Source organism: Isoptericola sp. GX10416, assembly GCF_056590155.1.
On record NZ_JBWPVO010000007.1, the window covers coordinates 177,749 to 203,279 of the forward strand.

General features: G+C 71.5%; 23 protein-coding genes. 3 read left to right on the forward strand and 20 right to left on the reverse strand.

The window, feature by feature from the left end:
• Positions 1-3: 3 nt before the first annotated feature.
• Positions 4-1,161 carry a succinyl-diaminopimelate desuccinylase gene (gene dapE, locus ACWAT2_RS12270; RefSeq protein WP_402375981.1) on the reverse strand — a complete coding sequence of 386 codons (1,158 nt, stop codon included), beginning with the start codon at positions 1,159-1,161 and terminating at the stop codon, positions 4-6.
• Between the two features lie 38 nt (positions 1,162-1,199).
• Between dapE and dapD the strand changes: the two genes are divergently transcribed.
• The gene (gene dapD, locus ACWAT2_RS12275; protein WP_402375979.1) at positions 1,200-2,165 is read left to right on the forward strand and encodes a 2,3,4,5-tetrahydropyridine-2,6-dicarboxylate N-succinyltransferase; all 966 of its coding nucleotides are present in this window, start codon (positions 1,200-1,202) and stop codon (positions 2,163-2,165) included.
• Entirely contained in the window at positions 2,165-3,049 is an 885-nt protein-coding gene (locus ACWAT2_RS12280) for a hypothetical protein (protein WP_402375977.1), read from the forward strand. Before dapD ends, ACWAT2_RS12280 begins: the two co-directional genes overlap by 1 nt.
• Positions 3,050-3,074: 25 nt before the next feature.
• On the opposite strand, the gene ACWAT2_RS12285 is transcribed toward ACWAT2_RS12280, so the two are convergent.
• From ACWAT2_RS12285 to fdxA, 8 genes are all read right to left on the reverse strand, one after another.
• Positions 3,075-4,247: an ABC transporter permease gene (locus tag ACWAT2_RS12285; protein ID WP_402375975.1), complete on the reverse strand. Its 1,173-nt coding sequence runs from the start codon at positions 4,245-4,247 to the stop codon at positions 3,075-3,077.
• Positions 4,247-4,945, reverse strand: a complete 699-nt coding sequence (locus ACWAT2_RS12290) for an ABC transporter ATP-binding protein (protein WP_402375973.1) — start codon at positions 4,943-4,945, stop codon at positions 4,247-4,249. The genes ACWAT2_RS12285 and ACWAT2_RS12290 overlap by 1 nt, the downstream gene beginning before the upstream one ends.
• A complete protein-coding gene (locus ACWAT2_RS12295; RefSeq protein WP_402375972.1) occupies positions 4,942-6,231 on the reverse strand; it encodes an efflux RND transporter periplasmic adaptor subunit in 1,290 nt (429 codons plus the stop codon). The genes ACWAT2_RS12290 and ACWAT2_RS12295 overlap by 4 nt, the downstream gene beginning before the upstream one ends.
• Positions 6,232-6,255: 24 nt before the next feature.
• Complete coding sequence (locus ACWAT2_RS12300; protein ID WP_402375970.1) at positions 6,256-7,077, reverse strand: hypothetical protein; 822 nt, start codon at positions 7,075-7,077, stop codon at positions 6,256-6,258.
• Between the two features lie 9 nt (positions 7,078-7,086).
• Positions 7,087-7,473, reverse strand: coding sequence for a peptidase inhibitor family I36 protein (locus ACWAT2_RS12305; RefSeq protein WP_480048910.1), 387 nt, complete (start codon positions 7,471-7,473; stop codon positions 7,087-7,089).
• Between the two features lie 272 nt (positions 7,474-7,745).
• The gene (locus tag ACWAT2_RS12310) at positions 7,746-9,047 is read right to left on the reverse strand and encodes a citrate synthase (RefSeq protein ID WP_402375968.1); all 1,302 of its coding nucleotides are present in this window, start codon (positions 9,045-9,047) and stop codon (positions 7,746-7,748) included.
• Between the two features lie 170 nt (positions 9,048-9,217).
• Positions 9,218-10,366 (reverse strand): succinyldiaminopimelate transaminase, encoded by a 1,149-nt coding sequence (gene dapC / locus ACWAT2_RS12315; RefSeq protein ID WP_402375966.1) that lies wholly within the window; start codon positions 10,364-10,366, stop codon positions 9,218-9,220.
• Positions 10,367-10,387: 21 nt separating this feature from the next.
• Positions 10,388-10,705, reverse strand: coding sequence for a ferredoxin (gene fdxA / locus ACWAT2_RS12320; RefSeq protein WP_402375964.1), 318 nt, complete (start codon positions 10,703-10,705; stop codon positions 10,388-10,390).
• 82 nt (positions 10,706-10,787) lie between these two features.
• On the opposite strand from fdxA, the gene ACWAT2_RS12325 reads away from it, so the two are divergent.
• A complete protein-coding gene (locus ACWAT2_RS12325) occupies positions 10,788-11,087 on the forward strand; it encodes a DUF6725 family protein (protein WP_402375962.1) in 300 nt (99 codons plus the stop codon).
• Positions 11,088-11,111: 24 nt separating this feature from the next.
• Here ACWAT2_RS12325 and ACWAT2_RS12330 read toward each other — a convergent pair whose 3' ends face one another.
• The 11 genes from ACWAT2_RS12330 to ACWAT2_RS12380 form a co-directional block, all read right to left on the reverse strand.
• Complete coding sequence (locus ACWAT2_RS12330) at positions 11,112-12,122, reverse strand: prephenate dehydrogenase (RefSeq protein WP_402375960.1); 1,011 nt, start codon at positions 12,120-12,122, stop codon at positions 11,112-11,114.
• Positions 12,119-13,066 carry a prephenate dehydratase gene (locus ACWAT2_RS12335; RefSeq protein ID WP_402375958.1) on the reverse strand — a complete coding sequence of 316 codons (948 nt, stop codon included), beginning with the start codon at positions 13,064-13,066 and terminating at the stop codon, positions 12,119-12,121. The genes ACWAT2_RS12330 and ACWAT2_RS12335 overlap by 4 nt, the downstream gene beginning before the upstream one ends.
• Complete coding sequence (locus ACWAT2_RS12340; protein WP_402375956.1) at positions 13,063-13,953, reverse strand: ACT domain-containing protein; 891 nt, start codon at positions 13,951-13,953, stop codon at positions 13,063-13,065. Before ACWAT2_RS12340 ends, ACWAT2_RS12335 begins: the two co-directional genes overlap by 4 nt.
• The gene (locus ACWAT2_RS12345; RefSeq protein WP_480048911.1) at positions 13,953-16,436 is read right to left on the reverse strand and encodes a VanW family protein; all 2,484 of its coding nucleotides are present in this window, start codon (positions 16,434-16,436) and stop codon (positions 13,953-13,955) included. The genes ACWAT2_RS12340 and ACWAT2_RS12345 overlap by 1 nt, the downstream gene beginning before the upstream one ends.
• Before the next feature lie 99 nt (positions 16,437-16,535).
• Positions 16,536-16,955, reverse strand: a complete 420-nt coding sequence (locus ACWAT2_RS12350) for a DUF6113 family protein (RefSeq protein WP_402375953.1) — start codon at positions 16,953-16,955, stop codon at positions 16,536-16,538.
• Positions 16,952-17,929 (reverse strand): PIG-L family deacetylase, encoded by a 978-nt coding sequence (locus ACWAT2_RS12355; RefSeq protein ID WP_402375951.1) that lies wholly within the window; start codon positions 17,927-17,929, stop codon positions 16,952-16,954. Before ACWAT2_RS12355 ends, ACWAT2_RS12350 begins: the two co-directional genes overlap by 4 nt.
• A gap of 3 nt (positions 17,930-17,932) precedes the next feature.
• On the reverse strand, positions 17,933-19,843 hold the full coding sequence (typA, locus tag ACWAT2_RS12360; RefSeq protein WP_402375949.1) for a translational GTPase TypA: 1,911 nt from the start codon (positions 19,841-19,843) through the stop codon (positions 17,933-17,935).
• 55 nt (positions 19,844-19,898) lie between these two features.
• Positions 19,899-21,596, reverse strand: coding sequence for a BCCT family transporter (locus ACWAT2_RS12365; RefSeq protein ID WP_402375948.1), 1,698 nt, complete (start codon positions 21,594-21,596; stop codon positions 19,899-19,901).
• 97 nt (positions 21,597-21,693) lie between these two features.
• On the reverse strand, positions 21,694-23,451 hold the full coding sequence (locus tag ACWAT2_RS12370; RefSeq protein ID WP_402375946.1) for a dipeptide ABC transporter ATP-binding protein: 1,758 nt from the start codon (positions 23,449-23,451) through the stop codon (positions 21,694-21,696).
• Positions 23,448-24,428 carry an ABC transporter permease gene (locus ACWAT2_RS12375; RefSeq protein ID WP_402375944.1) on the reverse strand — a complete coding sequence of 327 codons (981 nt, stop codon included), beginning with the start codon at positions 24,426-24,428 and terminating at the stop codon, positions 23,448-23,450. Before ACWAT2_RS12375 ends, ACWAT2_RS12370 begins: the two co-directional genes overlap by 4 nt.
• Positions 24,421-25,347 carry an ABC transporter permease gene (locus ACWAT2_RS12380; RefSeq protein WP_402375942.1) on the reverse strand — a complete coding sequence of 309 codons (927 nt, stop codon included), beginning with the start codon at positions 25,345-25,347 and terminating at the stop codon, positions 24,421-24,423. The genes ACWAT2_RS12375 and ACWAT2_RS12380 overlap by 8 nt, the downstream gene beginning before the upstream one ends.
• Positions 25,348-25,531 lie beyond the last annotated feature (184 nt).

Below are 25,531 nucleotides of genomic sequence, written 5' to 3' on the forward strand. Positions count from 1 at the left end.
AGACTACTGACCGCGCAGCCAGGTGCGCAGCGCGTCGCGGCACACGGCGAGCTCGCGCACGGGCACGCGCTCGTCGTCGGCGTGGGCGAGCGACGCGTCGCCGGGGGCGAAGTTCACGGCGGGGATGCCCAGCTGCGCGAACCGGGCGACGTCGGTCCACCCGAACTTGGGCTTCGGGCGTCCCCCGGTGAGGGTGAGCACGGCCGCGGCGAACTCCGCCGCGAGCGGGTCGTCCAGGCCCGGGCGCGCCGCGGGCGACGCGTCGGTGACGGTCACCTCGTAGCCGTCGAAGAGCTCGCGCACGTGCGCCTCGGCCTCGGCGAGGTCGCGCGACGGCGCGAACCGGTAGTTGACGGTCACCGTGCACTCGTCCGGCACGACGTTGCCGGCGATTCCTCCACGGATCCCGACGGCGTTCATCCCCTCGCGGTAGCGGAGCCCGTCGACGTCGACCTCGACCGGCTCGTACGCGGCCAGGCGCGCGAGGACCGGTGCGGCGGCGTGGATCGCGTTCTCGCCCCGCCAGGAGCGGGCCGAGTGGGCCGCCACACCACGGGTGCGCACGTCGACCCGGATCGTGCCCTGGCAGCCGCCCTCGATGTCGGCGGACGTGGGTTCGCCCAGGACGGCGAAGTCCCCGGCGAGCAGCTCGGGGTGGTTGCGCGCCAGCCGGCCCAACCCGCTCTTCGACTCCTCGACCTCCTCGTGGTCGTAGAAGACGTAGGTGAGATCGACCACGGGCTCGGCGCTCTGCTCGTGGCCCTGCCGGCCCAGCTCGACGGCGAGCGCCAGCATGACGGTGATCCCTGCCTTCATGTCGACGGTGCCACGCCCCCACAGGATCCTGTCGTCGCCCGTGCCCTCCAGCCGCGTCGGCAGGTTCGGCGGGTCGGTGAGCGGCACGGTGTCGAGATGGCCCGCCAGCACGACGCGACGGTCCCGCCCGAGCAGCGTCCGCGCGACGACGGCGTCCCCGTCGCGGGTCACCTCGAGGTGGGGCTGCTCGCGCAGGAGGGCCTCGACGGCGTCGGCGAGCGCCGTCTCGTCGCCGGAGACCGACTCGATGTCGCACACGGCGCGGAGCAGGTCCACGAGGTCGGACGCGGGGATCGTCGCCGGGTCGACGAGGTCTGCATCGAAGCGGTTCTGCTGGCTGGTCACGCGTACATCGTGCCACCCTGCGCCGATAGGCTGATCCCATGACGACGCCCACCACCTCCGCCCGTTCCGCCTGGGGACTCGGCCTCGCGACCGTGGCCGACGACGGCGCCACGCTCGACGTCTGGTACCCCGCCCCCACGCTCGGAGACGCCCCCGACGACGTCGACGTGCCCGCCGATCTCGCCGCCCTCTCGCAGCGGGACGACGCGCGGCGGGTGGACGTGGCCGTCGTGCGCACCGAGATCGACCTGGACGCCCCACCGGCCGACGCCGCCGACGCCTACCTGCGCCTGCACCTCATCTCGCACCGCCTCGTGCCACCGCACGGGGTGAACCTCGACGGTCTCTTCGGCAAGCTCACGAACGTCGTGTGGACCTCGCACGGCCCGTGCAGCGTCGAGGGCTTCGAGATCACCCGGCTGCGCCTGCGCGCCTCGACGGACAAGCCCGTCACGGTCTACGGCATCGACAAGTTCCCGCGCATGGTCGACTACGTCGTGCCGTCCGGCGTGCGCATCGCCGACGCCGACCGCGTCCGGCTCGGCGCGCACCTCGCCGAGGGCACCACGGTCATGCACGAGGGCTTCGTGAACTTCAACGCGGGCACCCTCGGCGCCTCGATGGTCGAGGGCCGCATCTCCGCGGGCGTCGTCGTGGGCGACGGCTCCGACATCGGCGGCGGCGCCTCGATCATGGGCACCCTGTCCGGCGGCGGCAAGGAGATCATCTCGATCGGCGAGCGCTGCCTCCTCGGGGCGAACGCCGGCCTCGGCATCCCGCTCGGGGACGACTGCGTCATCGAGGCCGGGCTGTACGTCACGGCCGGGACCAAGGTCACCATGCTCGGTGAGATGGGCGACGAGGGTGAGCCGCGCGTGGTCAAGGCGCTCGAGCTCGCCGGACGCGACAACCTCCTGTTCCGCCGCAACTCGCGCACCGGAGCCGTCGAGGTCCTCGCCCGTGCGGCCGGCTTCGAGCTCAACGCCGCCCTCCACGCGAACTGATGACGGGGCGACGGCGCTCCGCCGCCGGTTCGGCGGTCGCCGTCGTCGTCATCCTGGCCGTCGGTGTCGCCGCCGTGGCCGGTGTGATCTGGTACCTGTCCACCCGCGAGCCGGCGCTGACCCGGGAACGGTGCACCGCCGTCCTCGACGGCACGGCCTGGGAGCTCTCGCCCGTCCAGGCGCAGAACGCCGCCCTCGTCGTGGGCACGTCGGTCCAGCGCGGCCTGCCAGCGCGGGCGGGCACGATCGGGGTCGCGACCGGGATGCAGGAGTCACGCCTGGTCAACATCGACTACGGCGACCGCGACTCGCTGGGGCTGTTCCAGCAACGCCCGTCCCAGGGCTGGGGCACCACCACGGAGATCATGGACCCGGTCTACGCCACGAACGCGTTCTACGCAGGCCTCGAGCGCGTGGACGGCTGGCGGGACCTGGAGATCACGGTGGCTGCACAGGCGGTGCAGCGCTCAGCGTTCCCCGAGGCCTATGCCCAGCACGAACCTCTCGCCCGCACGTGGGCCTCGTCGCTCACCGGGCACTCTCCCGGCTCGTTGACGTGCGAGCTGTTCGCCGTGTCGGCCGAGGACGAACCGGTCGACCTGCCCGCACGCCTGGAGCGCGACCTGGGGGTCCCGGCGGACGCCGTGTCTTCCGACGGGCCGCTGAGCCAGATCGACGCGGGAGTCCTGCCCTTCGAGAGCGCCGAGCGGTCCACGTGGGCCGTGGCCCACTGGGCGGTGGCAACAGCGAAGGCGACCGGTGCCGTCGAGGTCCGGGCGGAAGGACTCGTCTGGACGCGGGAGTCCACGGTCTGGGCACCCGTCGACCGGTCGGACCCGCTCGACGTCGGAGAGGTCCTGGTGACGCTCGGGACGGACGAGTAGGCGACCGGGCGATGCCGTGCCGGCGTTACCCGGCGCGCAGGCCCGCCATCGGGGACTGGCGCGCGGCGCGCGCCGCCGGGTAGATCCCCGCCGCGACACCCACGAGCACCGAGAGGCCGATACCGACCCCGAGCGCGGTCAGGTCGACGGTCGGTGGCACGCGGACGACGAGGCTGTAGCCGACCGAGACGAGCAGTCCCAGGAGCCCGCCCGCAAGTCCTCCGCCCAGCCCGAGCAGTCCCGCCTCCAGCACGAACTGCGTGCGGATCTGAGCCGCACGTGCCCCGACGGCGCGTCGCAACGCGATCTCGTCGCGCCGTTCGAGCACCGCGATGACCATCGTGTTGACGATCCCGATCGCGCCGACGAACAGGGCGACGGCGGCGAGCCCGAGCGCGAGGCTGCGGAACGTGGAGTCCACGGCATCCTGCGCGCCGGCCAGCGCCGACGGCTGGGAGACGGACACGGCGCGTGGCATCGCCGGGTTCGCGGTGGCGCCGAGCACCTCCCGGACGGCGTCCACGGAGCCTGTGCGGGTGCGCACGTAGATGGTGGTGCCCTCCGGATGCGGTTCCACCACCGGCCATCGGTCACCGATCAGTGCGGTCCTGTCCAGGGTGGGCAGGAGCGTGGACGGCTCCAGCACTCCGATGACGGCGTACCAGTCGTCGCCGATCCAGACGCGCTGTCCGGTCTCGACGATGCCGAGCTGCTCCGCCGCGCGGGCACCGAGCAGGGTGACCGGCAGATCCAGGTCGGCGTCGCGGAACCAGCGCCCCTCGGCAACCTGCAGGTCCATCGCGGCGGCGAGCTCGACCTGCGTGAGCGCCGCGGACAACCCGCCGCCCATCGAGTCGGGGACCAGGTCCGTGCGGAAGACCCCCACCTCGTCGAGGACGCTCACCCGCGCGGCACCTTCCACAGGCCCGATGCGGCGGATCATCTCGGGTGCCGTCTCCGGTAGAGGGACGATCTGCTGGTCGGGCCCGCTCCCGGCGCGCACCTGCAGGACGTTCGAGCCCAGGGCCTCCAGGTCCAGTCGCAGGCGTGTCTCGTTCGCCGCGGTGATGCCCATGACCGCGACGAGCGTCGCGATCCCCAGGGCGATACCCAGCATCGAAAGGACCGACCGGGAGGGTCGTGACCGCGGGCCGAGGGCCGCGGTGGCGATCATGTCGCGGGCTGCGAGGCGGGCCATCAGGCACCGACCCCGGCTGTGCGGGAGTCGGAGCGGATCCGACCGTCCTGGATACGCACCTGCCGTCCCAGGTGTGCGGCGATCGCGGCGTCGTGCGTAATCACCGCGACCGCAGCGTCGTCGAGCCCGAGGAGCAGCTCGATGACGGACTCACCCGTCGCCTGGTCCAGCGCGCCGGTCGGTTCGTCAGCGAGCACCAGGGCCGGTCCGTGCGCGATGGCCCGGGCGATCGCGACGCGCTGCTGCTCGCCTCCCGAGAGCTGGGAGGGTCGGTGGTCGGTGCGGTGACCCAGGCCGACCCGCTCGAGTGCATCGGTGGCGCGACGGCGACGTTCGGAGCGCGGATAGCCGTGGTAGAGCATGCCGAGCTCGACGTTGGCGACGGCGTCGACGTGGGTGAGCAGGTGGAACTGCTGGAAGACGAAGCCAAGGCTCCTGGCGCGCACGTCGGAGCGCTCGGCGTCGTCCATCGCTGCCGTGGAACGCCCAGCGATCCGCACCTCGCCACGTGTCGGCGTGTCCAGCGTGCCCATGATGCCGAGCAGCGTCGATTTTCCGGACCCTGACGGTCCCACGATCACTACCTGTTCGCCGGGATCGATCCGCAGGTCGACGTCGTCCAGCACGGTCAGGGGGCCGCCGGACGCGTCGTAGGTACGGCCCACACCGACGAGCTCCACGGCGGGAACGCCCGTCACGGGATCACGACCTCGTCCCCCTCTTGGAGCGACGATGACGACACGGCGACCTGTGCCTCGGCGACCAGCTGCACGTCCACGGGGACGAGCTCAGTGCCCTCGGTGGTGACCCGCTCCACCGCGTAGCCACCCTCGGCCAGGGCGACGAGGGCCGTGACGGGCATGGTCAGCGAGCCCTCGACCTTGTCCGCGACAACCGCAATCTGCACCGCGGAACCCACCATCGAGTCGACCGCGTCCTGGCCATCGACGCTGGCCACGAGCTGCGGCGGCGACGCCTCGGACTCGGACTCGTCGCCGCCCGCAGACACCTCCATGATCCGACCGGAGACCGTCTCGGCCGAAGGCAGGGTGATCTCGACGGTGTCACCGGACACCAACGCCGCGGCCTGCGAGTCCGTCACGTCGGCCGTGGCCACGACGTCGTCCGTCGTCCAGGTCAGGACCTCCCCACCGGCGGCGTCCCCGACCCGCAGCGTCAGCGACCCGATCCGTACCGAGGGAACGCCGAGCACCACGGCGTCCTCCGCGTCGATCCACTCGTGACTGGCCACGGCGGACCTGTGCTCGGCCTGGCGCACCTGCTCTTGCCCCCCGGTACCGGTACCTCCGACCGCATCCTCCGAGTCACCGGCGTCCGATTCGCCGTCCACCTCTCCCTCGGTCGCACCGTCCGCGGACTCTTCGGTCGCGTTGCCGGTGCCGGGCGGGGGTGCTGCCGCCGACCGCGCGGAGGACAAGTCGTCCCTCGCGGTGGACAGCCGCTCCTCGCCCTCGGGGCTGTCCGTCGGCGCGTCATAGCCAGCTCCCGTGTAGAGCGAACCCACCGCCGCACTGGCACCGCGGCCGAAGACGTCGTCGACGAGCGACTCGTCCAGCAGGTCGAGGTCGCGCAGCGCCTCGTTGAGCGCCAGCACGTCCGGCCCTTCATCTCCGAGCTCCAGCGTGCGCCACAGAGGCACGGCACCAGGAAGCAGGAACACCGGCCGACCGTTGACCTCGTACAGCGCCTCGCCCGGCTGGATGATGGTCCCCGGCTCCGGCAGCCAGGTGATCACGCCGTCGGCGGATGCGGTGAGCGCCCTGGGCTCGCCACGTGACAGCGTGCCGCTGAGCGTGATCCCGGAGGCCAGGGAGCCAGAGGACACCTCGGCCGTGCGCTGGGACGCGGCGCCCTCCGCTGAGGACTCGGCGTCCCGGCTGAGGGCCGGCACGGCGACCGCGAGTCCGGCGGCGAGCGCGACGCAGATCCCAGCGGACCAGAGCGCAACCTTCCTACGCGGCACAGTCCTGTCCCCTCTCGCCTCGGTTCACTCGGCGCCCGAGCACTCGTCGGGGTTCCGCTCACACATCGCCTCGTAGAACGGACCATCGATCGCGTCGATGTACGGGTCCATAGCCATCATCCCGTTGCTCGGATCCTCAACCCCGGCCATGAACTGAAAGAGCGGCCAGTGCTCTTCATGAGCCATGGGTGCGGAACATTCTTGCCCCAGCATGGCCGCTTCGGCGAGCTCCAGCTCTTGCGGGATGATGATGTAACCCGCCGGGTCCGGGTCCTCGATCACGGTCACCCCCGCGTCGCGAGCGCACCGCAGCCATTCGATGCTCGCTTCGACCTCCTCGGGTGCGATCCCCGTCCCCTCCTCGTCTGCGACGAACCCTGGATCGTCGAAACTGTCGATCAGCGCATCCTTGGCGCCCGGGAACGCCCCGTAGCACCGACGGATCTCCTCGTCGCGATCGACACCATCGACACCGATCGCAAACGCCGACGTATCCTCGCGGTCCACGACATACCCGTCGCCGTCGTTGGGCAGGAACGACGATCCCTCGACCTGCGCGTAGCCCACGTGGACCGAGGTCTCCGACCCACCATCGACGGCCTCGACAGCGAAGCCGGCCTCGTCCAGGCAGTCTGCGTAGTCGGCAGTCGCCGCGTTGATGTACCCATCGACCGGAAACGGCGATGACTCGATCGTCGCCACACCAACGCCGTCGTCCATCGAGCACGCGGAGATGGTCAATATCATCAGCGTGACTGGTCCCGCATACCTGGTCTTCATCGTCCACTCTTCTCGGGGCGCATGGATGGGCCGTTCGCGGGCGAAGCAATCGCGCACCTCGCCCACGAAGGAGACCTACTGGCAGTAGTAGCCCGAGGTGATGCGGTTGTTCCATGTCTTCGAAGACGTCATCCGGGTGTTCGCCAGGTTATAGATGACGTAACCCTTCTGCAGATCTAGCCGATAGCCTCGCTTGCTGGAGAGCTGATAAAAACTCGCAGTGCAGTTGTTGCCGTTGTTGTACAGCGATGTAGCCTTGTTATCCATATTGAAGTTTCCGAGATAGGAAATATATGAATGAAACTTCGCATAGGAGCCGCTGTGGCCCTTGTAATCATACAGGCACGCATATCCCGAACCACAGTCGGACAACGACGCCGCGGACGCCGTCGTCGTCCCGCCGACCAGCACACACAGCCCAGCTGCCATAGCCACGATCATCACTCTGAACTTCTTCAACACGAGATCCCCATCTCAATCGATATCTCTCGGTTGAGCCGGCTCTCGGTTGAGCAGGCTCTCGGTTGAGCAGGCTCGGCGTGGAAGCGGTGCCACGTACGCTATGGGGTGGATCACATTCACGTCAAGCTTTGGCACCGGGCGAGTCACGATCGTTTTCCGCAGGCCACCACGGACACCCCGGGCAACGCCAAGAGCGCGGGTGAACCCCGCCGTCAACGGTCGCGATGGACGACCGTGGGCAGCGGGGTTCAGCCGCGCTCTCAGGAGACGATTCAGCGCTGGTCGAGCGAGACGTAGTCGCGCGCCGTCGGGCCCGTGTAGATCTGCCGCGGGCGGCCGATCTTGGTCTGCGGGTCCTTCATCATCTCGCGCCACTGGGCGATCCAGCCAGGCATGCGGCCCAGCGTGAACAGTGGCGTGAACATGGCCGGCGAGAAGCCCATCGCCTGGTAGATCAGGCCCGTGTAGAAGTCGACGTTCGGGTAGAGCTTGCGCTCGACGAAGTAGTCGTCGCTCAGCGCGATCTCCTCGAGGCCGCGGGCGATGTCGAGCAGCTCGTCCTCGGCACCGAGCTCGTCGAGGACGGCGTCCGCGTGCTTCTTGACGATGGCGGCGCGGGGGTCGTAGCTCTTGTAGACGCGGTGGCCGAAGCCCATCAGGCGGACGCCGTCCTCCTTGTTCTTGACCTTCTTCATGAAGGTCTCCACGGAGTCGTCGCCGGAACGGATCTTTTCGAGCATGAGCAGGACGGCCTCGTTGGCCCCGCCGTGGGACGGGCCGGACAGCGCGTTGATCCCCGCGGACACCGAGGCGTACAGGGTCGCGTTGGAGGACCCCACGATGCGGACCGTCGACGTAGAGCAGTTCTGCTCGTGGTCGGCGTGCAGGATGAGCAGCTTGTCCATCGCCGAGACGACGGTCGGGTTCGCCTCCCACTCCTCGTACGGGCGGGCGAAGGTCATGCGCAGGAAGTCGTCCACGTAGCCGCGGGCCGCGTCCGGGTAGAGCAGCGGCTCGTCGCGCATCGACCGGTGGACGTACGAGGTGATGGTGCGGATCTTGGCGAGGATGAGCACCGTGGCGAGCTCGACGGCGTCGTCGTCGTGCGGGTCGAGCGACTCCGGGTAGTACGTGGCCAGCGCGTTGACGGCCGAGGCCATGATCGCCATCGGGTGCCCGCCGCGCGGGAACGTACCGAGGAAGGTGCGGAACGCCTCCGGCACGAGGGTGTGGCGGTTGATGCGGTCGGTGAACGCCGCGAGCTGCTCGGCGGAGGGCAGCTCACCGTGGATCAGCAGGTAGGAGACCTCGAGGAACGACGAGCTGTCCGCGAGCTGCTCGATCGGGTAGCCCCGGTAGCGCAGGATGCCCTGGTCGCCGTCGATGTAGGTGATGGTCGACTCGCACGACGCGGTGTTCGTGAAGCCCGGGTCGACCGTGACCATCCCGGTCTCCTTGAGCAGGGACGAGACGACGATGCCGTCGTTGCCCTCGGTGGCCGGCACCACCGGCAGGGCGCGGCCCTCGCCCGCGACGGTGAGCTCGACCGTGGCGGTCTGCTGGGTGGACGTCATGTCTTCCTTCCCTGACGAGCCCCCGGAGTCCCGTCGTCGGGACCTGGGACACGCGAACTCATGGCAATGTCATGGACTACCGCTCGGGACCACCTGAGGGCGTCTCCGCAGGGCAGCCTCGGCCTGCGGATGAAACTACCCCTCAATCCCATGCGGTTCCAATCCCCGCGTCAAGCACCTGTGATGCGCGCCACAGCACGTGCGACGGCGTCGTCGCCCGCCGTGAGCGCTACCCGGACGTGGTGCGCTCCCGCGACACCGTAGAACTCGCCCGGCCCGACGAGCACTCCGTGCTGCGCGAACCATCGCGCGAGGTCGCGCGACCTCGTCGGACCTGCGTCGTCGCCCCGCGAGCGCGCCCAGAGGTACAGCCCGGCCTCCGAGTCGTCGACGACGAGGCCTGCGGTGCGCAGCGCGGGCAGGAGCGCCTCACGACGTCGCCGGTATCGCTCGCGCTGCGCGCGGACGTGGGCATCGTCACCCAGCGCCACGACCATCGCCGCCTGCACGGGAGCGGGCACGATCATCCCGAGGTGCTTGCGGGTCGCCACGAGATCCGCCACCAGGGCGGGGTCGCCCGCCACGAACGCCGCCCGGTACCCCGCGACGTTCGACTGCTTCGACAGGGAGTAGGCGACCAGGAGGCCCTCGTGCGTGCCGCCGCTGACCCGCGGGTCCAACAGGCTGGGGACGCGGCTCGTGCCGTCCGGCGCCAGCCACCGCGGCTCCCACGGCAGCTCGGCGTAGCACTCGTCGCTCACCACGACGGCGCCGATCTCGCGAGCCGCCTCGACCACGGCGCGCAGGTGCTCGACGTCGGCCACCGCCCCCGTGGGGTTGGAGGGCGAGTTGACCCAGACGAGCCGGACGTCGGACCGTCCGGCCCACGTCGCGACGTCGTCGGCGGGGAGGGGGGTAGCGCCGGCGAGGCGGGCGCCGACGTCGTAGGTCGGGTAGGCGATCTCAGGGTGGACGACGACGTCGCCCGACCCGAGGCGGAGCAGGCTCGGCAGGAGGCCCACGAGCTCCTTGGACCCGATCGTGGGCATCACGCCGGCGGGATCGAGCCCCTGCACGCCCCGGCGCCGCGCGAACCACCCGGCGACGGCCTCGCGCAGCGCCGTGGTGCCGTAGGTCAGCGGGTAGCCGGGAGCGTCCGCGGCGCCGGCGAGGGCGCCGCGGACCACCTCCGGCGTCGGGTCGACGGGCGTGCCGACCGACAGGTCGACCATGCCGCCGGGATGAGCGGCCGCCGTCGTGCGCACGTCGTCCAGCGTGTCCCACGGGTAGGCGAGGGACCTCAGGTCGGCGAACCCCATCCGCGCGTCAGACGGCGGCGCTCAGGCCTGCGGGGGCAGGTCGGCGATCATGGGGTCGTCCTTCTCGATGAGCCCCATCTTCGCCGCACCGCCGGGCGAGCCCAGGTCGTCGAAGAACTCGACGTTCGCGCGGTAGTAGTCCTTCCACTCCTCGGGGACGTCGTCCTCGTAGTAGATGGCCTCCACCGGGCAGACCGGCTCGCAGGCGCCGCAGTCCACGCACTCGTCCGGGTGGATGTACAGCGAGCGGGAGCCCTCGTAGATGCAGTCCACGGGACACTCCTCGATGCACGCCTTGTCCTTGACGTCGACGCACGGCTGAGCGATCACGTAGGTCACTGCAGTTCCCTCCAGGTCACGGGGTGGAGCACGCTCCGGTCGTTCTCGAAGCACGTTCTCGAAGCACTCTAGTATCGCTCACGTGACAACCCCGAACCCGCTCCCCGGATCGTCCGACTGGCGAGACTGGCCGGCAGGGACCCGGGCCGTGGTACGCCGTCGGCTCTCCCTCGCGGAGGCCGCCGCGTCCGGGCAGCGCTGGACCGACGTCGTCGGCGTCGTGGTGGCGACGGACGACGACGGGATCACCCTGCGACGCGACCCCGCCCGCCCGGACGCGCCCGGCGCCGGGGAGCGGGTGCTGGTGCGGGCCGCCGACGTCGAGGCCGCCAGACCGCTGCCGCCGCGCCCTGTCCGCAGGCCGGCGCGGCCGCAGAACTGATCGCTCGTCTCGACGCGAGCGGTACTACCTCGCGCCCTCCGCTACCACCTCGGCATGGGTGGGGGTGAGGCCGACGACGACGGCGCCCGCCGTGCACCGCTCGACCAACGACGTCGGCCATCCTGTGACCAACGGCACCCGCTCCACCGGGACTGAGCCCGCACCGACCGGCGCCGGCGGGCGGCCCGCCGCACGGAGGTCGTCCGCGGCCCGGAAGAACGCGTGCGTGGAGCCGTTGCTCTCGAGCGCCTCGATCACGAGCTCCAGGTCGCGCACCACCTTGCGCAGCGCCGGGGCCACCCACGCCGCGTTCTGGGTGACCATCGCCTCGGTCCGCTCGGGGTCGGTGAACGCGACCCGGGTGCCGTCGCGGAAGCTGCCCGCTGCGAGCCCCAGCGCCACGTCACGCACCGGCGCGCCCACGACCGTGTTCAGGAGCTGGGTCGCGACCACGTGGGGCACGTGGCTGACCAACGCGGCGGCCTCGTCGTGAACGTCGTCGGTCAGGACGACGGCCGCCCCGGAGCACGGCCCGGTCACCAGGGCGAGCACCCGGACCAGCCGCGCCGGGTCCACGTCCGCCTGGATCGTCACCGCCCAGCGCACCCCGTCCAGCAGGCCGGCGTCCGAGGCGTCGAACCCGCTGTGCTCGGTGCCCGCCATCGGGTGCGCGCCGACGTACCGGTCGGCCAGCCCGGCGGCGCGGACTTCGTCGCGCACCGGGCCCTTGACGCTGCCCACGTCGGTCACCGTGGCCGACGCCGGGGCGTGGGTGGCGACCTCGGCCGCCACCCCGGGCATCGCGCGCAAGGGGGTGGCGAGGACGACAAGGTCGGCCTGCGCCACGCACGCCGCCACGTCGTCGGCCACGGACAGGCCGGCACCGCGCGCAGCGGCACGCGTGGCCGGCGAGACGTCCGTGGCCACGACGTCGACACCCCGGACCGCGAGCAGGCGGGCCAGCGACCCGCCGATGAGTCCGAGCCCGACGACGGCGACCTGCCGCGGCGCGCCCACGACGTCCTCGGCGCTCACCACAGCAGGCCCCGGTCGATGGCGGCGGCCGGGTCGACGGCGCGCACGCTGCCGGTGGGCACGTGGTCGGCCAGCAGACCTTCCAGGCCGCCCTCCCCCGGCTCGGCGGGGTAGACACCGAGCACCTTGAGCGCGTCGCCGGCATCGAGGAGGTCACCGAACAGGTCCCGCACGCCCGGCTCCCAGGGTGCGGCGTCGAGCGTCACGACGAACGCGTACTGGCCCTCGCGTGCCTTGAGCGGCCGGGCCATCAGGCTCGACATGTTCACGGCACGCGCGCCGAAGGCGTCGGTGACGCGGGCGAGGACCCCGGGGCCGGTCACCACCGGAGTGACCGCGAGCATCGTGCGCCAGGACGTCTCGTCGGACGCCGCGTGCCGCGTCGCCGCGAAGTGCTCCCCGGCCCGCTCCCGCCGGTCGAGCACCAGGAACCGCGTCCGCGCCCCGGGGAAGTCCTCGACGGCCTCGGCGAGCGTCTCGAGCCCGTAGAGCTCGCCGCACAGCCGCGGACCGAACGCCACCTGGTCCGGACCCACGTCGCGACAGGCGGCCGCGTTGGACGGCGCGGGGACCGCGACGAGCCCGCGGCCCGTCACGAACCGGTGGCACTGAGCCAGGCCGTGCGGGTGGGCGGTCGCCTCGACGAGGTCGCCGTGCCCCGGGCGCACGAACGCGTCGAAGGAGACGTCCAGCACCACCTCGTCGACCGCGACGACGTCGGCGCTGTCCAGCAACGCGTCCAACGAGGGCACGACGTGCCCCTCGACCGAGCTCTCGATGGCGACGACGCCCCGGTCGGCCCTCCCGGACGACACGGCGTCGTGCACCGCGGCGACCGTACCGAGGGGCACCTCCTCGACGGGCGCACCAGCGGTCCGTTCGGTCCAGGTGCGGGTCGCCTGATGGGTGAACGTCCCCTCCGGCCCGAGATAGGCGATCCTCACACGCCCGCCCACCGCGGCGTCAGCGCGTCCGGTCCCGGCTCGAACCGGTCCCCCGGCAGGACCGCGAGCGTGCGGTGCGCCACGGACCGCGCGTCGAGCTCGGCCACGAGCGCGTCCAGCACCGTCACCCGCGGGCAGCGGAAGGACGTGAGGAAGACGTGCGGGCCGAACGTCGAGGGATGGCTGCGCAGGTGCTGCAGGTCCACCCCGGCGTCGGCGAGCACGCCCAGCGTCTCGCGCAGGGACCCTCGGTGGTCGTCCGACGGGCCGAAGGCGAGCCACACCTGCGCGGACCCGTCGAACCGCGGCCACGCGCTGCCGGACTCCAGGAGCCCGTACCAGACCGGCCCCTGCTCCGCGAGGCGCTCGCCGCCGGGCACCTCCGCCCAGCCGGCCGGCACCCGGCTGCGCTCGACGACCAGCGAGCCGTGGTCGCCCGCGAGCAGGGCGCGCTCCTCCACCGGCGTCGCCGTCGGGACCAGCCGCGGGCTGACTCCCACCGACCGGAGGGTGTCCGCGCAGTCGCGCATCCCGGCCTCGTCGACCACGACCTGCCCGCCCACGACGCCCGGCGGTGCGACCCACACCCACTGCGGGCGGACGGGCACGGCGGCGGTCACCAGCAGGCTCGGGTCGCCGGCGAGCAGGGCCTGCTCCAGCGTCGGCGACGGCTGCTCCGGGTGACCCAGGTGCACGATGGCGGCGAGATCGTCGATGCTCGCCACGGTGTCGAGCGTCTGTGTCGTCGTCCCGAGGTCGAGCAGCTCGCCTGCCTCGTCCGGCACGGCCGACGGGACCGACGAACCCGCGGCGATGCCGGACCAGCCCGCCTCGTGAGCGGCGAGGGCCGCGTGCGCGGAGGACTCGCGGGCAGTGCGTCCCAGCATCAGTCGTCGTCCTTGTCGTCGTTCTTCGGCTTGCTGCAGCTCACCGCGTCGTCCGGCTTGTAACGCCAGAAGTTGGACTCGTCCTTGACGAGGTCGCCGTCGAGGTAGACCTTGCGGTAGACGGTGATCGCGAACCCCGCCTGCCCCCCGGAATAGGGCTCGCAGTCCGGGCTGCCCGACTTGTCGACCGTCTTGATCGGCACCACGTCCTGCTTGCCGGAGTCCGACTCCTCGACGTCGTAGTGCTCCGTGGACCAGATCTTGACGTGCAGCCGCCCGCCGGAGACGTAGCTCTGCATGAGCGCACCGTAGGGCGTGTCGTTCTTGAACTTCATGTCGATCGCCCCGACATAGATCGTCGCCTCACGACCGGCCGGGTACCGGCTGAACCAGTAGCTGTGCTGCCGGTGCTCGACGTCGTCGAAGCCGGCGAAGAACCCGGCGTTGTAGGTGGTCGTGGCCATCTGCGACAGCCCGCCGCCGACGGCGTCCACGTGCACCCCGTTGCTCACGACACCTGCGGCGTGGAAGCCGTTCGAGGTGTCGATCGGTGAGAGCGCATCGATCAGGGAGAACGTCTCGCCGGGCTTGATGAGCGTCTCGTTGACCAGCTCGGCGCCCCGCACCAGGTTCTTGGTCCGGACCGGCTCGCTGGTGAGCGGCGTGGAGAACTCGGACACCACCTCCTTGATCCCCAGCTCCTCGAGGGAGGCCTTGGAGTCCTCGGGATCCTTCTCCACCAGCTCGACGGTGGTCTCGCGCTCGGTGCTCTGCGCGGCCTCCCCGACGGCTGCCGCGACGTCCTCCGGGTCCAGCGTCGTGCCGGTCTCGCCGCCCACGATGGTGGGCTCGCCCCCCGAGAACTCGAAACGGGCGTCGTCCGGTTCGCGCAGCAGGTCGTCCGTGCGGTCGATGAGGGCACTGGTGAGCCGGTCGCCGTCGAGCTCGGCCACCAGCGCGCCGTCCGCGGGGACGAACGACGTCGAGCGGGCGAGGACGCGCTCCGGCAGCTCCGGGTTCTGCTCCCCGACGGACACCGCCACCGGACCGGAGACGATCTGCTCCGCCTGGGCGTAGGCCTCGTCCGTGGCCGCCTGGTCGATCGTCGGCGGGACCGGCTCGACGGGCAGCTCGATCGGGCCGGTGGTCACCAGCCACGACTCGACGAGCGCCTCGTCGGCGGCGTCGACCACGACCTGGGTGCCGTCGACGGCCTCGGTGGCGGCCGGCTCGCCGTCGGCGAAGCGCACCGTCCCGTCGACGGGCTCCGTCGCGAGCGACGTCGCCACCGAGGTGATGGCTGACGTCAGGGCAGCACGGTCGACGTCGACCACCGGCGGGCTCTCGGACCCGCCGGCGAGGTGCGCGACGAGCCGAGAGGGGTCCAGCGAGAACCCGGTCAGCTCCCCGATGGTCGCCGCGGCGTCGAGCGTCAGGCCGGCCTCGGCAGGGTCGACGGTGCTGGAGACGTCCCCGGCCTGGACGGTCACCGGTTCCGCCGCCCGCGGTCCGAGCCCGCTGTCGAGCGCGGTCACGGCCTGGTCGGCGTCGAGCCCACCGATGTCCACGCCGGCCACCGTGGTGCCCGAGGGGACGGAGTCCGCGACGAACCACTGAGCGCCGACGTAGAGCCCGCCGAGCACGACGACACCGCCTGCGACGCCCAGCAGCACCTTCGGCCAGCGGCTGGGCGCCCCGTCACCCTGGAGACCCTCCAGCGGCGTCCCGGTGGTGCCCGACGGCGGCGCGGAGCCACCGGCCGGGGCGTTCACCGTCTGGATCGCCTCGGTCGGCGGTGCCGCCGAGGCAGCCGGGGCAGCAGCGTCCTTGACCGTCGCGGTGCCGATGACCCGGCGCTGCTCGTAGGCACGGACCGCCGGCTGGTAGGGGGTGTCGTCCTCGTCCGTCTCGACCGTCGGGGCGGCGCGCGGCGGCTCAGGCGTGGGGGTCGGCTCGGGCCTCACCGAGGGCTCGGGCGTCGGCTGCGGGGTCGGCTCAGGCTCAGGCATGGGCTCGGGCTCGGGCTGCGGCGCCGGCTCAGGCTCCGCCGGCGGCTCAGGCGTGGGCTCAGGCTCCGTCGGCGGCTCAGGCGTGGGCTCGGGCTCGGGCTGCGGCGCCGGGGCCGGGGTCGGGGTCGGCTCCGCCGGCGGCTCAGGCGTGGGCTCGGGCTCGGGCTGCGGCGCCGGGGCCGGGGTCGGGGTCGGCTCCGCCGGCGGCTCAGGCGTGGGCTCGGGCTCGGGCTGCGGCGCCGGGGCCGGGGTCGGGGTCGGCTCCGCCGGCGGCTCAGGCGTGGGCTCGGGCTCCGGCGGCGTCGCGGAGACGCCCGGGACCTCGGTCACGAGCGTGGGCTGCGAGCTGCCGACGTCCGGCGTCCGGGTGGACTCCGGCGTCGGCTCCGGTCGGTCCGGTGACGCAGAGCTGCCCGGTGACGCGGCACCACCCTGTTCGGGCAGGTTCTCGTCGCTCTCGGTCGGCTTGCCCATCGACACGCTCCGTGCTGGTCTCGTGGGGCCGGCGCCGACCCCGCTCACGTCCTGGGCGCGGATCCCCGCGCGCCCACGAATCCTACTCGGCGCGCTGGGTCACGGCTGTTGCTCGGAGCCATCTTCGGCGAACCACCAGCGGGGCAGGAACGCCGCCACGGCGAAGATCAGCAGTCCACCGTAGGTCCAGAGGTAGCCGACCGCCTGAGCCGGCACCAGGACGTCACCGCCCGGTCCGGACGCGGAGAGCAGCTGGACGGCGACGAGCCAGCCCGCTCCGGCCGTCAGCAGCGTGACCGTGCCGGACCAGGCGCGGCAGAGCACGGCGGTGGACAGGGTCAGCAGCAGCGCCAGGGCCAGCCCCGTGGGCAGGCCGGCCCACTCGCCGCGGTGCGAGACCGTTCCGATCACCCCGACGGTCGCTCCGAGGAGCAGCGCGAGCACGCCGCGGACGACGAGCGTCCGGCCGGGCACCCGGGGCGGCGCGGACTGGGCGTGGTGGGGTGCGGGCGAGCTCACCGGACCGAGCCTACCGGCGTCATGGCGGCGGCGGCCGCGCGTCGCAGGTGCGCCGTCGCGAGCACGGGAGCGAGCACCCCGTTGCTCAGCGCGTACCGGGCGAGCACACCGCCCCCGGTCGAGGCGACGCGGCCGACGTGCTGGACCTGGGTGGTGTGCGCGGACAGCGCCGCCAGGACCTGATCGAGCACCGGGGCGACGTCCACCGCCACGGTCCCCGCGCGATCCATGCCCGTAGCGGGCACGGCGACGGGCGGCAGGTCGCCGTCCGGGTCGGGGAGGGTGAGCCCGCAGCCGTCCACGAGACGGCGCACCGACGTGTCGGACGCGAGGGAGCGGCGGGCCGCTCGCACGTCCGGCGCCGGGTCGACGACCTCCCAGCGCTCGGGCACCGCCCACGGCTCGCCGACGACGGCGGCCCGCGGGTCGGCGGCCAGCTCCAGCGCCCGGACGGTCACCTCATGGGTCCGGACGTGGTCCGGGTGGCCGTAGCCTCCACCGGCCTCGTAGGTCGCCACCACCGCGGGTCGCCGGTCCCGGACCACGGCGGCGAGCCGCCGGGCGGCGATGTCGAGCGGGACGCGCGCGAACGCCGTCGGACCGGATTCCGGTGCCGGCCCGGCGATGCCCGGCGCCACCCACGCCATCCCCGAGTCCTCGAACCGGGCCGGCTCCGCACCCGGACGGTCGGCGACGTCCACCGTGTCGAGGAAGAGACGGTCGGTCACGCCCAGCGCGGCCAAAGCACGGTCGAGCTCGGCCTCCCGGTGGGCGGCCAGCGCCGGGCCGTCGCCCTCCAGGTGAGCCAGACCGGTGGGGTGCGACAGGGTGTCGATGACCTCGCCCCGCTCGCCGCGGGTGCACGTCACGACGGTCACCCGCTCCCCCGCCGCCGCCCGCGTGGCGAGCAGGGCCCCGGTCGCGAGCGACTCGTCGTCCGGGTGCGCGTGCACCGCGAGCAGGCCGCCCCGCACGGCTCAGCCGCGCTTGGCCCGCGCCGTCGCCCGCGCGCGCTCGGTGGCGTCGAGGTTGACCTTGCGGATGCGGACGATCTCGGGCGTGATCTCCACGCACTCGTCCTCCGCCGTGAACTCGAGCGACTCCTCGAGCGTGAGCTTCTGCGGCGGGATCAGGTTCTCGAAGCTGTCCGCGGTCGACGACCGCATGTTCGTCAGCTTCTTCTCCTTGGTGATGTTGACGTCCATGTCCTCGTTGCGCGAGTTCTCGCCCACGATCATGCCCTCGTAGACCTCCTGCGTGGGCTCGACGAAGAACGTGCCGCGCTCCTGCAGGTTGATCATCGCGAACGGCGTCACGACGCCCGCGCGGTCGGCGACCAGCGAGCCCGTGGAGCGCGACTCGATGGGACCGTGCCACGGCTCGTAGCCCTCGGCGTACGACGACGCGATGCCGGTGCCGCGCGTCTCCGTGAGGAACCGGGTGCGGAAGCCGATGAGGCCGCGTGCCGGCACGACGAACTCCATGCGCACCCACCCGGTGCCGTGGTTCGCCATGGTCTCCATGCGGCCCTTGCGGGCGGCCATGAGCTGCGTGACGGCGCCGAGGTACTCCTCGGGCACGTCGATGGTCATGCGCTCCATCGGTTCGTGCCGCTTGCCGTCGATGTCCTTGGTGACGACCTGCGGCTTGCCGACCGTGAGCTCGAAGCCTTCGCGGCGCATCTGCTCCACGAGGATGGCCAGGGCCAGCTCGCCACGCCCCTGCACCTCCCACGCATCGGGGCGCTCGGTGGGCAGGACGCGCAGCGAGACGTTGCCGACGAGCTCCGCGTCGAGCCGGTCCTTGACCTGGCGCGCCGTGACCTTGTGGCCCTTGCCGCCCTTGCCCGCCAGCGGCGAGGTGTTGATCCCGACCGTCATGGAGATCGCCGGGTCGTCGACCGTGATGACGGGCAGCGGGCGCGGGTCGTCCGGGTCGGTCAGCGTCTCGCCGATCATGATGTCGGCGATGCCTGCCACGGCCACGATGTCGCCGGGGCCCGCGGACTCGGCCGGGACGCGGGTGAGCGCCTCCGTCCGGAGCAGCTCGGTGATCCGGACCTGGCTCAGGGTCCCGTCGTGACGCGCCCACGCGACCGTCTGGCCCTTGCGCAGCGTCCCGTTGAAGACGCGCAGCAGGGCGAGCCGGCCGAGGAACGGCGAGGCGTCGAGGTTGGTGACGTGCGCCTGCAGCGGCATGTCGTCGTCGTACGTCGGCGCGGGAATGGTCTGCAGGATCGTCGAGAACAGCGGCTCGAGGTCCTCGTTCGCCGGCAGCACGCCGTCGGCGGGCTGCTCGGTGGCCGCGCGGCCCGACTTGGCGGAGGCGTAGACCACCGGCACGTCGAGGACCGCGTCCACGTCGAGGTCGGGGACCTCGTCGGACAGGTCGCTCGCGAGGCCGAGCAGGAGGTCGGTGGTCTCAGCCACGACCTCGGTGATGCGCGAGTCGGGCCGGTCGACCTTGTTGACCACCACGATGACGGGCAGCTTGGCGGCGAGCGCCTTACGCAGCACGAACCGCGTCTGGGGCAGCGGCCCCTCGGAGGCGTCCACGAGCAGCACCACGCCGTCGACCATCGACAGGCCGCGCTCGACCTCGCCGCCGAAGTCGGCGTGACCCGGGGTGTCGATCACGTTGATCGTGATGCCACCGGGCTCACCCGCCTCGGCGGCGGCCGGCCCGGCGTACCGGATCGCGGTGTTCTTGGCGAGGATCGTGATGCCCTTCTCACGTTCCAGGTCGCCGGAGTCCATGACGCGTTCGTCCACCTGCTGGTGCGCGGCGAAGGCACCGGCCTGCCGCAGCATGGCGTCGACCATGGTCGTCTTTCCGTGGTCGACGTGGGCGACGATCGCCACGTTGCGCAGGTCGGAGCGCACAGACATCTACGGTTCTCTTTCCGTGGGAGGTGGGCACCCGGGAACCCGGAGCCGCTCTATCCTACCCGGACGAGCCACGCCTCCATCGCGGTCGGCGTGCGCCACCGCCGGGACCGCGTTCCGCGGACCGCCCGCTGATCTCCGCGAAGTTCTCCGTGACGTGCTCGGTCACGTGCTCGGTGACGCGCTCCGTGAGCTCTCGGCGGCGCAACCGTCGCTCGGCCCGCGTGATCGTCTGGTGCTCCTCGTTGAGGGCCTTCCACACGGCGAACATCATGGCGATCACCACGAGCGAGAACGGCAGGGCCGTCAGGATGGACGCCGTCTGCAACGCCTCGAGGCCGCCCGCGTAGAGCAGGGCGGCGGCGACACCGCCCTCGAGGATGGCCCAGAACAACCGGCTCCACAGCGGCGGGTTGGGGTCGCCGCCGTTGGCGAGCATGTCCACCACGAACGACCCGGAGTCGGACGAGGTCACGAAGAAGACGACGACGAGGACCATCGCGACGACCCCCATCCAGGCCCCGCCGCCGGGTATCGACTCGAAGAGCTGGAACATCGCCGTGTCGCTGTTGACCGCCAGATCACCGGTCTCCGGGTCGGGCAGCAGCATGGAGCCCGGCTCGTTGCGCTCCTGGTGGATGGCCGAGCCCCCGAAGACGCTGAACCAGATCGTGCTGACGAACATCGGCACCAACAGGGTCCCCAGGACGAACTCGCGCACGGTGCGGCCGCGGGAGATGCGGGCGATGAAGAGCCCGACGAAGGGCGCCCAGGAGATCCACCAGCCCCAGTAGAAGATGGTCCAGCTCGACTCCCAGGCCAGGCCGGCGTCGCCCTGGAACGCCAGGGTGTCGAACGTCATGAACATGACGTTCTGGAAGTAGTAGCCGATGGACTGCACCCACTCGCGCAGGACGAAGAGGGAGGAGCCCATGATGAGCACCGCGACCATCAGAGCGCCGGCGAGCATCATGTTCACGTTGGACAACCACTTGATGCCGCGTTCGAGCCCGGAGGCCACGGAGACCGCGGCCACAGCGGTGATGCCGGCGATGAGCCCCATCTCCAGCGCCACGCTCGGGTCCACGACGCCGAGGTATCCGAGCCCGGCGGCGATCTGCAGCACGCCCAGGCCGAGAGACGTCGCGACGCCGAAGACGGTGCCGAAGATCGCCAGCACGTCGATGACGTTCCCCAGCCAGCCCCGCACCCGCTTCTCGCCCAGGATCGGCTCGAGCGCCCACCGGATGGACACCGGCCGGCCCTTGCGGTGGATCGAGTATGCGAGGGCCAGGCCCACCACGACGTAGATCGCCCACGCGTGGAAGCCCCAGTGCAGGTACGTCTGACCCATCGCCGCCTGCGCCAGCGCCGGCGCCTCCCCCGCGACGCCGGGCTTCGGCGAGGTGAAGTGCGACAGCGGCTCGGCGACCCCGAAGTAGACGAGCCCGATGCCCATGCCGGTCGCGAACAGCATCGCGAACCACACGGGCAGCTTGAAGTCGGGGGCCTCCTCCTCGGGACCGAGCCTGATCTCACCGAAGCGGCTCAGGCCCATCCAGATCGCGAAGAGGACGAAGGCCGCCACGATGATGACGTAGTACCAGCCGAAGCCGTTGATGACCTTGCCCTGCAGCTCGCCCATCACGCGTTCGACGGTGTCGGTGGCCAGCATCGTGACCAGGACGAAGAGCAGGATCAGCCCGCCCGCCGGGTAGAACACGGCGGGGGCGATCGTCGATCGTCGGCGTGTCATGGTCATCACCTTCGCGCTGTTCGTCCCTCGCGGCAAGCGCAGCCGTCGGCGGGCCCCGGGGGGTCCCGCCGACGGCCGGCGCGAGGCGACAGAGCGGTCAGCCGGCCAAGGCGTCGCCCTCCAGGCGTGCGCCGGGGATCGCTGCGAGCAGGTCGCGCGTGTACTGCTCGCGGGGCGTGTCGAAGACCTCGTCCGTCGAGGCCTGCTCGACGACCTTCCCGGACTGCATGACCACCACGTCGTCGGCGATCTGGCGCACCACCGCGAGGTCGTGGGTGATGAACAGGTAGCTCAGACCGAGATCGGTCTGCAGGTCGCCCAGCAGCTCGAGGATCTGGGCCTGGACGAGCACGTCGAGCGCCGAGACGGCCTCGTCGAGCACCACCACCTCGGGCTTCAGCGCCAGGGCCCGCGCGATCGCGATGCGCTGCCGCTGGCCACCCGACAGCTCGTTCGGGAACCGCCGCATGGCCGACTGCGGCAACGAGACCATGTCCAGCAGCTCCCGCACCCGGGCCTCGCGCTCCTTCGCCGAGCCGACGCCGTGCAGCTTGAGCGGCTCCTCGATGGACCGGAAGATCGAGAACATCGGGTCGAGCGAGCCGTAGGGGTTCTGGAACACCGGCTGCACGCGGCGGCGGAAGGCGAACGCCTCCTTCGTGCCCAGCGAGGCGACGTCCACGCCGTCGAACTCCACGGCCCCGGACGTCGGTTCGAGCAGACCGAGGACCATGTTGGCCGCCGTGGACTTCCCCGAGCCCGACTCGCCCACGATGGCGAGCGTGCGCCCGCGACCGAGCGTGAACGAGACGTCGTCGACGGCCGTGAAGTCGGTCGACGAGCCGGGTCGCGGTCCACGGATCTGGAACACCTTGGTGAGGTTCTTGGCCTCGACCACGGTGGCTGGTCCCGCCACGGCGGGCGGCTCGTCCGTGTGGTGGGCGAGCAGCTCCGCGGACTCCTCGCCGTGCACGTGCGCGGTCTGGATGCGGCGCGAGGCCAGGGACGGGGCGGAGGCGACCAGCCGCTGCGTGTACGGGTGCTGCGGGTCGGCGAGGATCGCCTGGGCGGGGCCGGACTCGACCACCTTGCCCTTGAACATGACCAGCAGGTGCTCGGCACGCTCGGCGGCCAGCCCCAGGTCGTGCGTGATGAACAGCAGCGCCGTCCCGAGGTCTCGCGTCATGCCCTCGAGGTGGTCGAGGATCTGGCGCTGCACGGTCACGTCGAGGGCCGACGTCGGCTCGTCGGCGATGAGCAGCTGCGGCCGCGAGGCGAGGCCGATGCCGATCAGCGCCCGCTGCCGCATCCCGCCGGAGAACTCGTGCGGGTACTGCCGGGCGCGGCGCGCGGCGTCGGGCAGGCCGGCCTCGGCGAGCACCTCGGCGACCCGCGCGCGCAGCGCGGTCTTCGACCCCTTGAACCCGTTGGCCTTGAGAGCCTCCTCGACCTGGGTGCCGATACGCCACACCGGGTTGAGGTTGGACATCGGGTCCTGGGGAACCAGGCCGATCGCGCGTCCGCGCAGCGCCTCCTTCTCGGCCCGGGAGGCCGTGACCAGGTCGCGGCCCTCGAACCGGATGGAGCCCCCGGTGACCTTGCCGGTGCCCGGGAGCAGGTCGATGATGGCGGCCGCCGTGGTCGACTTGCCGGAGCCGGACTCGCCGACGATGGCCACGCTCTGCCCGGGGTAGACGGTGAGGTCCGCCCCGCGGACGGCCTTCACCTCGCCGGCACCGGTGGTGAAGGAGATCTCCAGGTCGCGGATCTCGAGCAGCGGCTTGCTGGGGTCGAAGGGCGCGGGACCGGCGGTGCCGTCGGCGCCCTCGTTCGTCACGGGGAACTGGGTCGTCATCGCTTGCGAGCCTTCGGGTCGAGGGCGTCGCGCACGACGTCGCCCATCATCATGAAGCCGAGCACCGTCAGGGCGAGGCCGCCGGCCGGGTAGAGGAGGATCTCCGGCGCGGTACGGATCGCACCCTGCGCGGCGGAGATGTCACCACCCCAGGAGACCGTGGACGGCGGCAGGCCGATGCCGAGGAAGCTCAGCGTCGCCTCGGCGACGATGAACTGACCGAGCGCGACCGTCGCGTAGACGATGATCGGCGCCGCGGAGTTCGGCAGCACGTGCTTCCACAGGATCTGTCCGCGGCCCATGCCGAGGGACCGGGCAGCGGTGACGAACTCGTTGTTCTTCACCGACAGCACGGTGCCGCGGGTGATCCGGGCGATCTGCGTCCACCCGAACAGCGCGAGGACGAACGCCACGGTGAAGGACGTGCGGTTGGTCGTCACCGACATGATGACGATGGCTGCGAGCACCAGCGGGATGGCGAAGAAGATGTCCGTGATGCGGCTCAGGATCGTGTCGAACCACTTGCCGTAGTACCCGGCGACCGCGCCGATCGCGGTACCGAGGACCACGACCATCGTCGTGGCGAGCACGCCGACGACGACGGACGCCCGCGCCCCGAAGATGGTGCGCGTGTAGATGTCGCAGCCCTGCCGGTCGAACCCGAAGGGGTGGCCGGCCTGCGGACCGCCCAGCGCGTCGGCCAGGTTGCAGGCACGCGGGTTCAGCGACGTGAACAGCCCGGGGAACGCGGCGACGAGCACCACGAGCACGATGATCGCGGCCGAGATCCAGAACAGCCAGCGGCCACGCATCTGGTGCCAGGCGTCCCGCCAGAGGCTGGTCGGCGCGTCGTCGGCCTTCACCGCGTCGACGGCGCCGAGACCGCCCTCGTCGATCGGTGCGACGTAGCGTTCCTGCCCGGGCCGCGGGGTCGGCGTCACCGACCCGCCCGGGTTCTCGTAGCGGTTGTCAGGCATAACGGATCCTCGGGTCGAGGGCGGCGTACAGCAGGTCCACGAGCAGGTTCGCCGCGATGTAGACCAGCACCAGCACGGTGGTCAGCGACACGACGGTCACGCTCTCGCCGCGGATGATCGCGTCGTAGAGGGTGCCGCCCACGCCGTTGATGTTGAAGATGCCCTCGGTGATGATCGCGCCGGACATCAGGGCGCCGATGTCGGCACCGAGGAACGTCACCACGGGGATCAGCGAGTTGCGCAGCACGTGGCGACCGGTCACCTCGGAGCGGCGCAGGCCGCGCGCGCGGGCCGTGCGGACGTAGTCGGCCGACATGTTCTCCGCCACGGAGGTGCGGGTGAGCCGCAGCACGTAGGCGAAGGAGACCGCGGCGAGCACCATCGCAGGCATCAGCAGACTGATGAAGTCGGGATCTCGTCCGGCGCTGACGGGCAGCCAGCCGAGCCGGACGCCGACGACGATCTGCATGACGAAACCGACCACGAACGTCGGCACCGCGATGAAGATGAGGCTCACCACCAGGGCGCTGCCGTCGAAGATCCCGCCCTTGCGCATGCCGGCGACGAGCCCGAAGCCGATGCCGAAGATCGCCTCGAAGGCCAGCGCCATGAGGGCGAGCTGGATCGTCACCGGGAAGGCGTTGGCGATCACGTCGGTGATCTCGCGGCCCCGGAAGTCGACACCGAAGTCGAGCGTCACCACGCCGCGCAGGAACAGCAGGTACTGGATGACGAAGGGCTTGTCGAGGTTGTACTCGGCGCGGATCTGCTCCTGCACCGCCTCGGGCAGACCGCGTTCACCACCGAGCGCGGCCACCGGGTCGCCGGGTCGCAGGAAGACCATGGCGTACAGCAGGAGGGTGGCCCCCAGGAACACAGGGATCACCTGCAGGAGCCTGCGTCCGAGATACCAGAGCATGCGAAGTTGTCTCCTCGTGTACCTGGAGGTTCACCCCAGGTTACGGGTTCTGTCTCGTCGCGGCGTCGCAGCCGCGAACGGCGGGAGGGGCGGAGGGCGTCGGTGGACGGTCCGTGGCCCCGCACGTCGAGTGGTCGACGTCAGACCGTACCGGACGACGCCGACCACTCGGAAACTCTCGCGA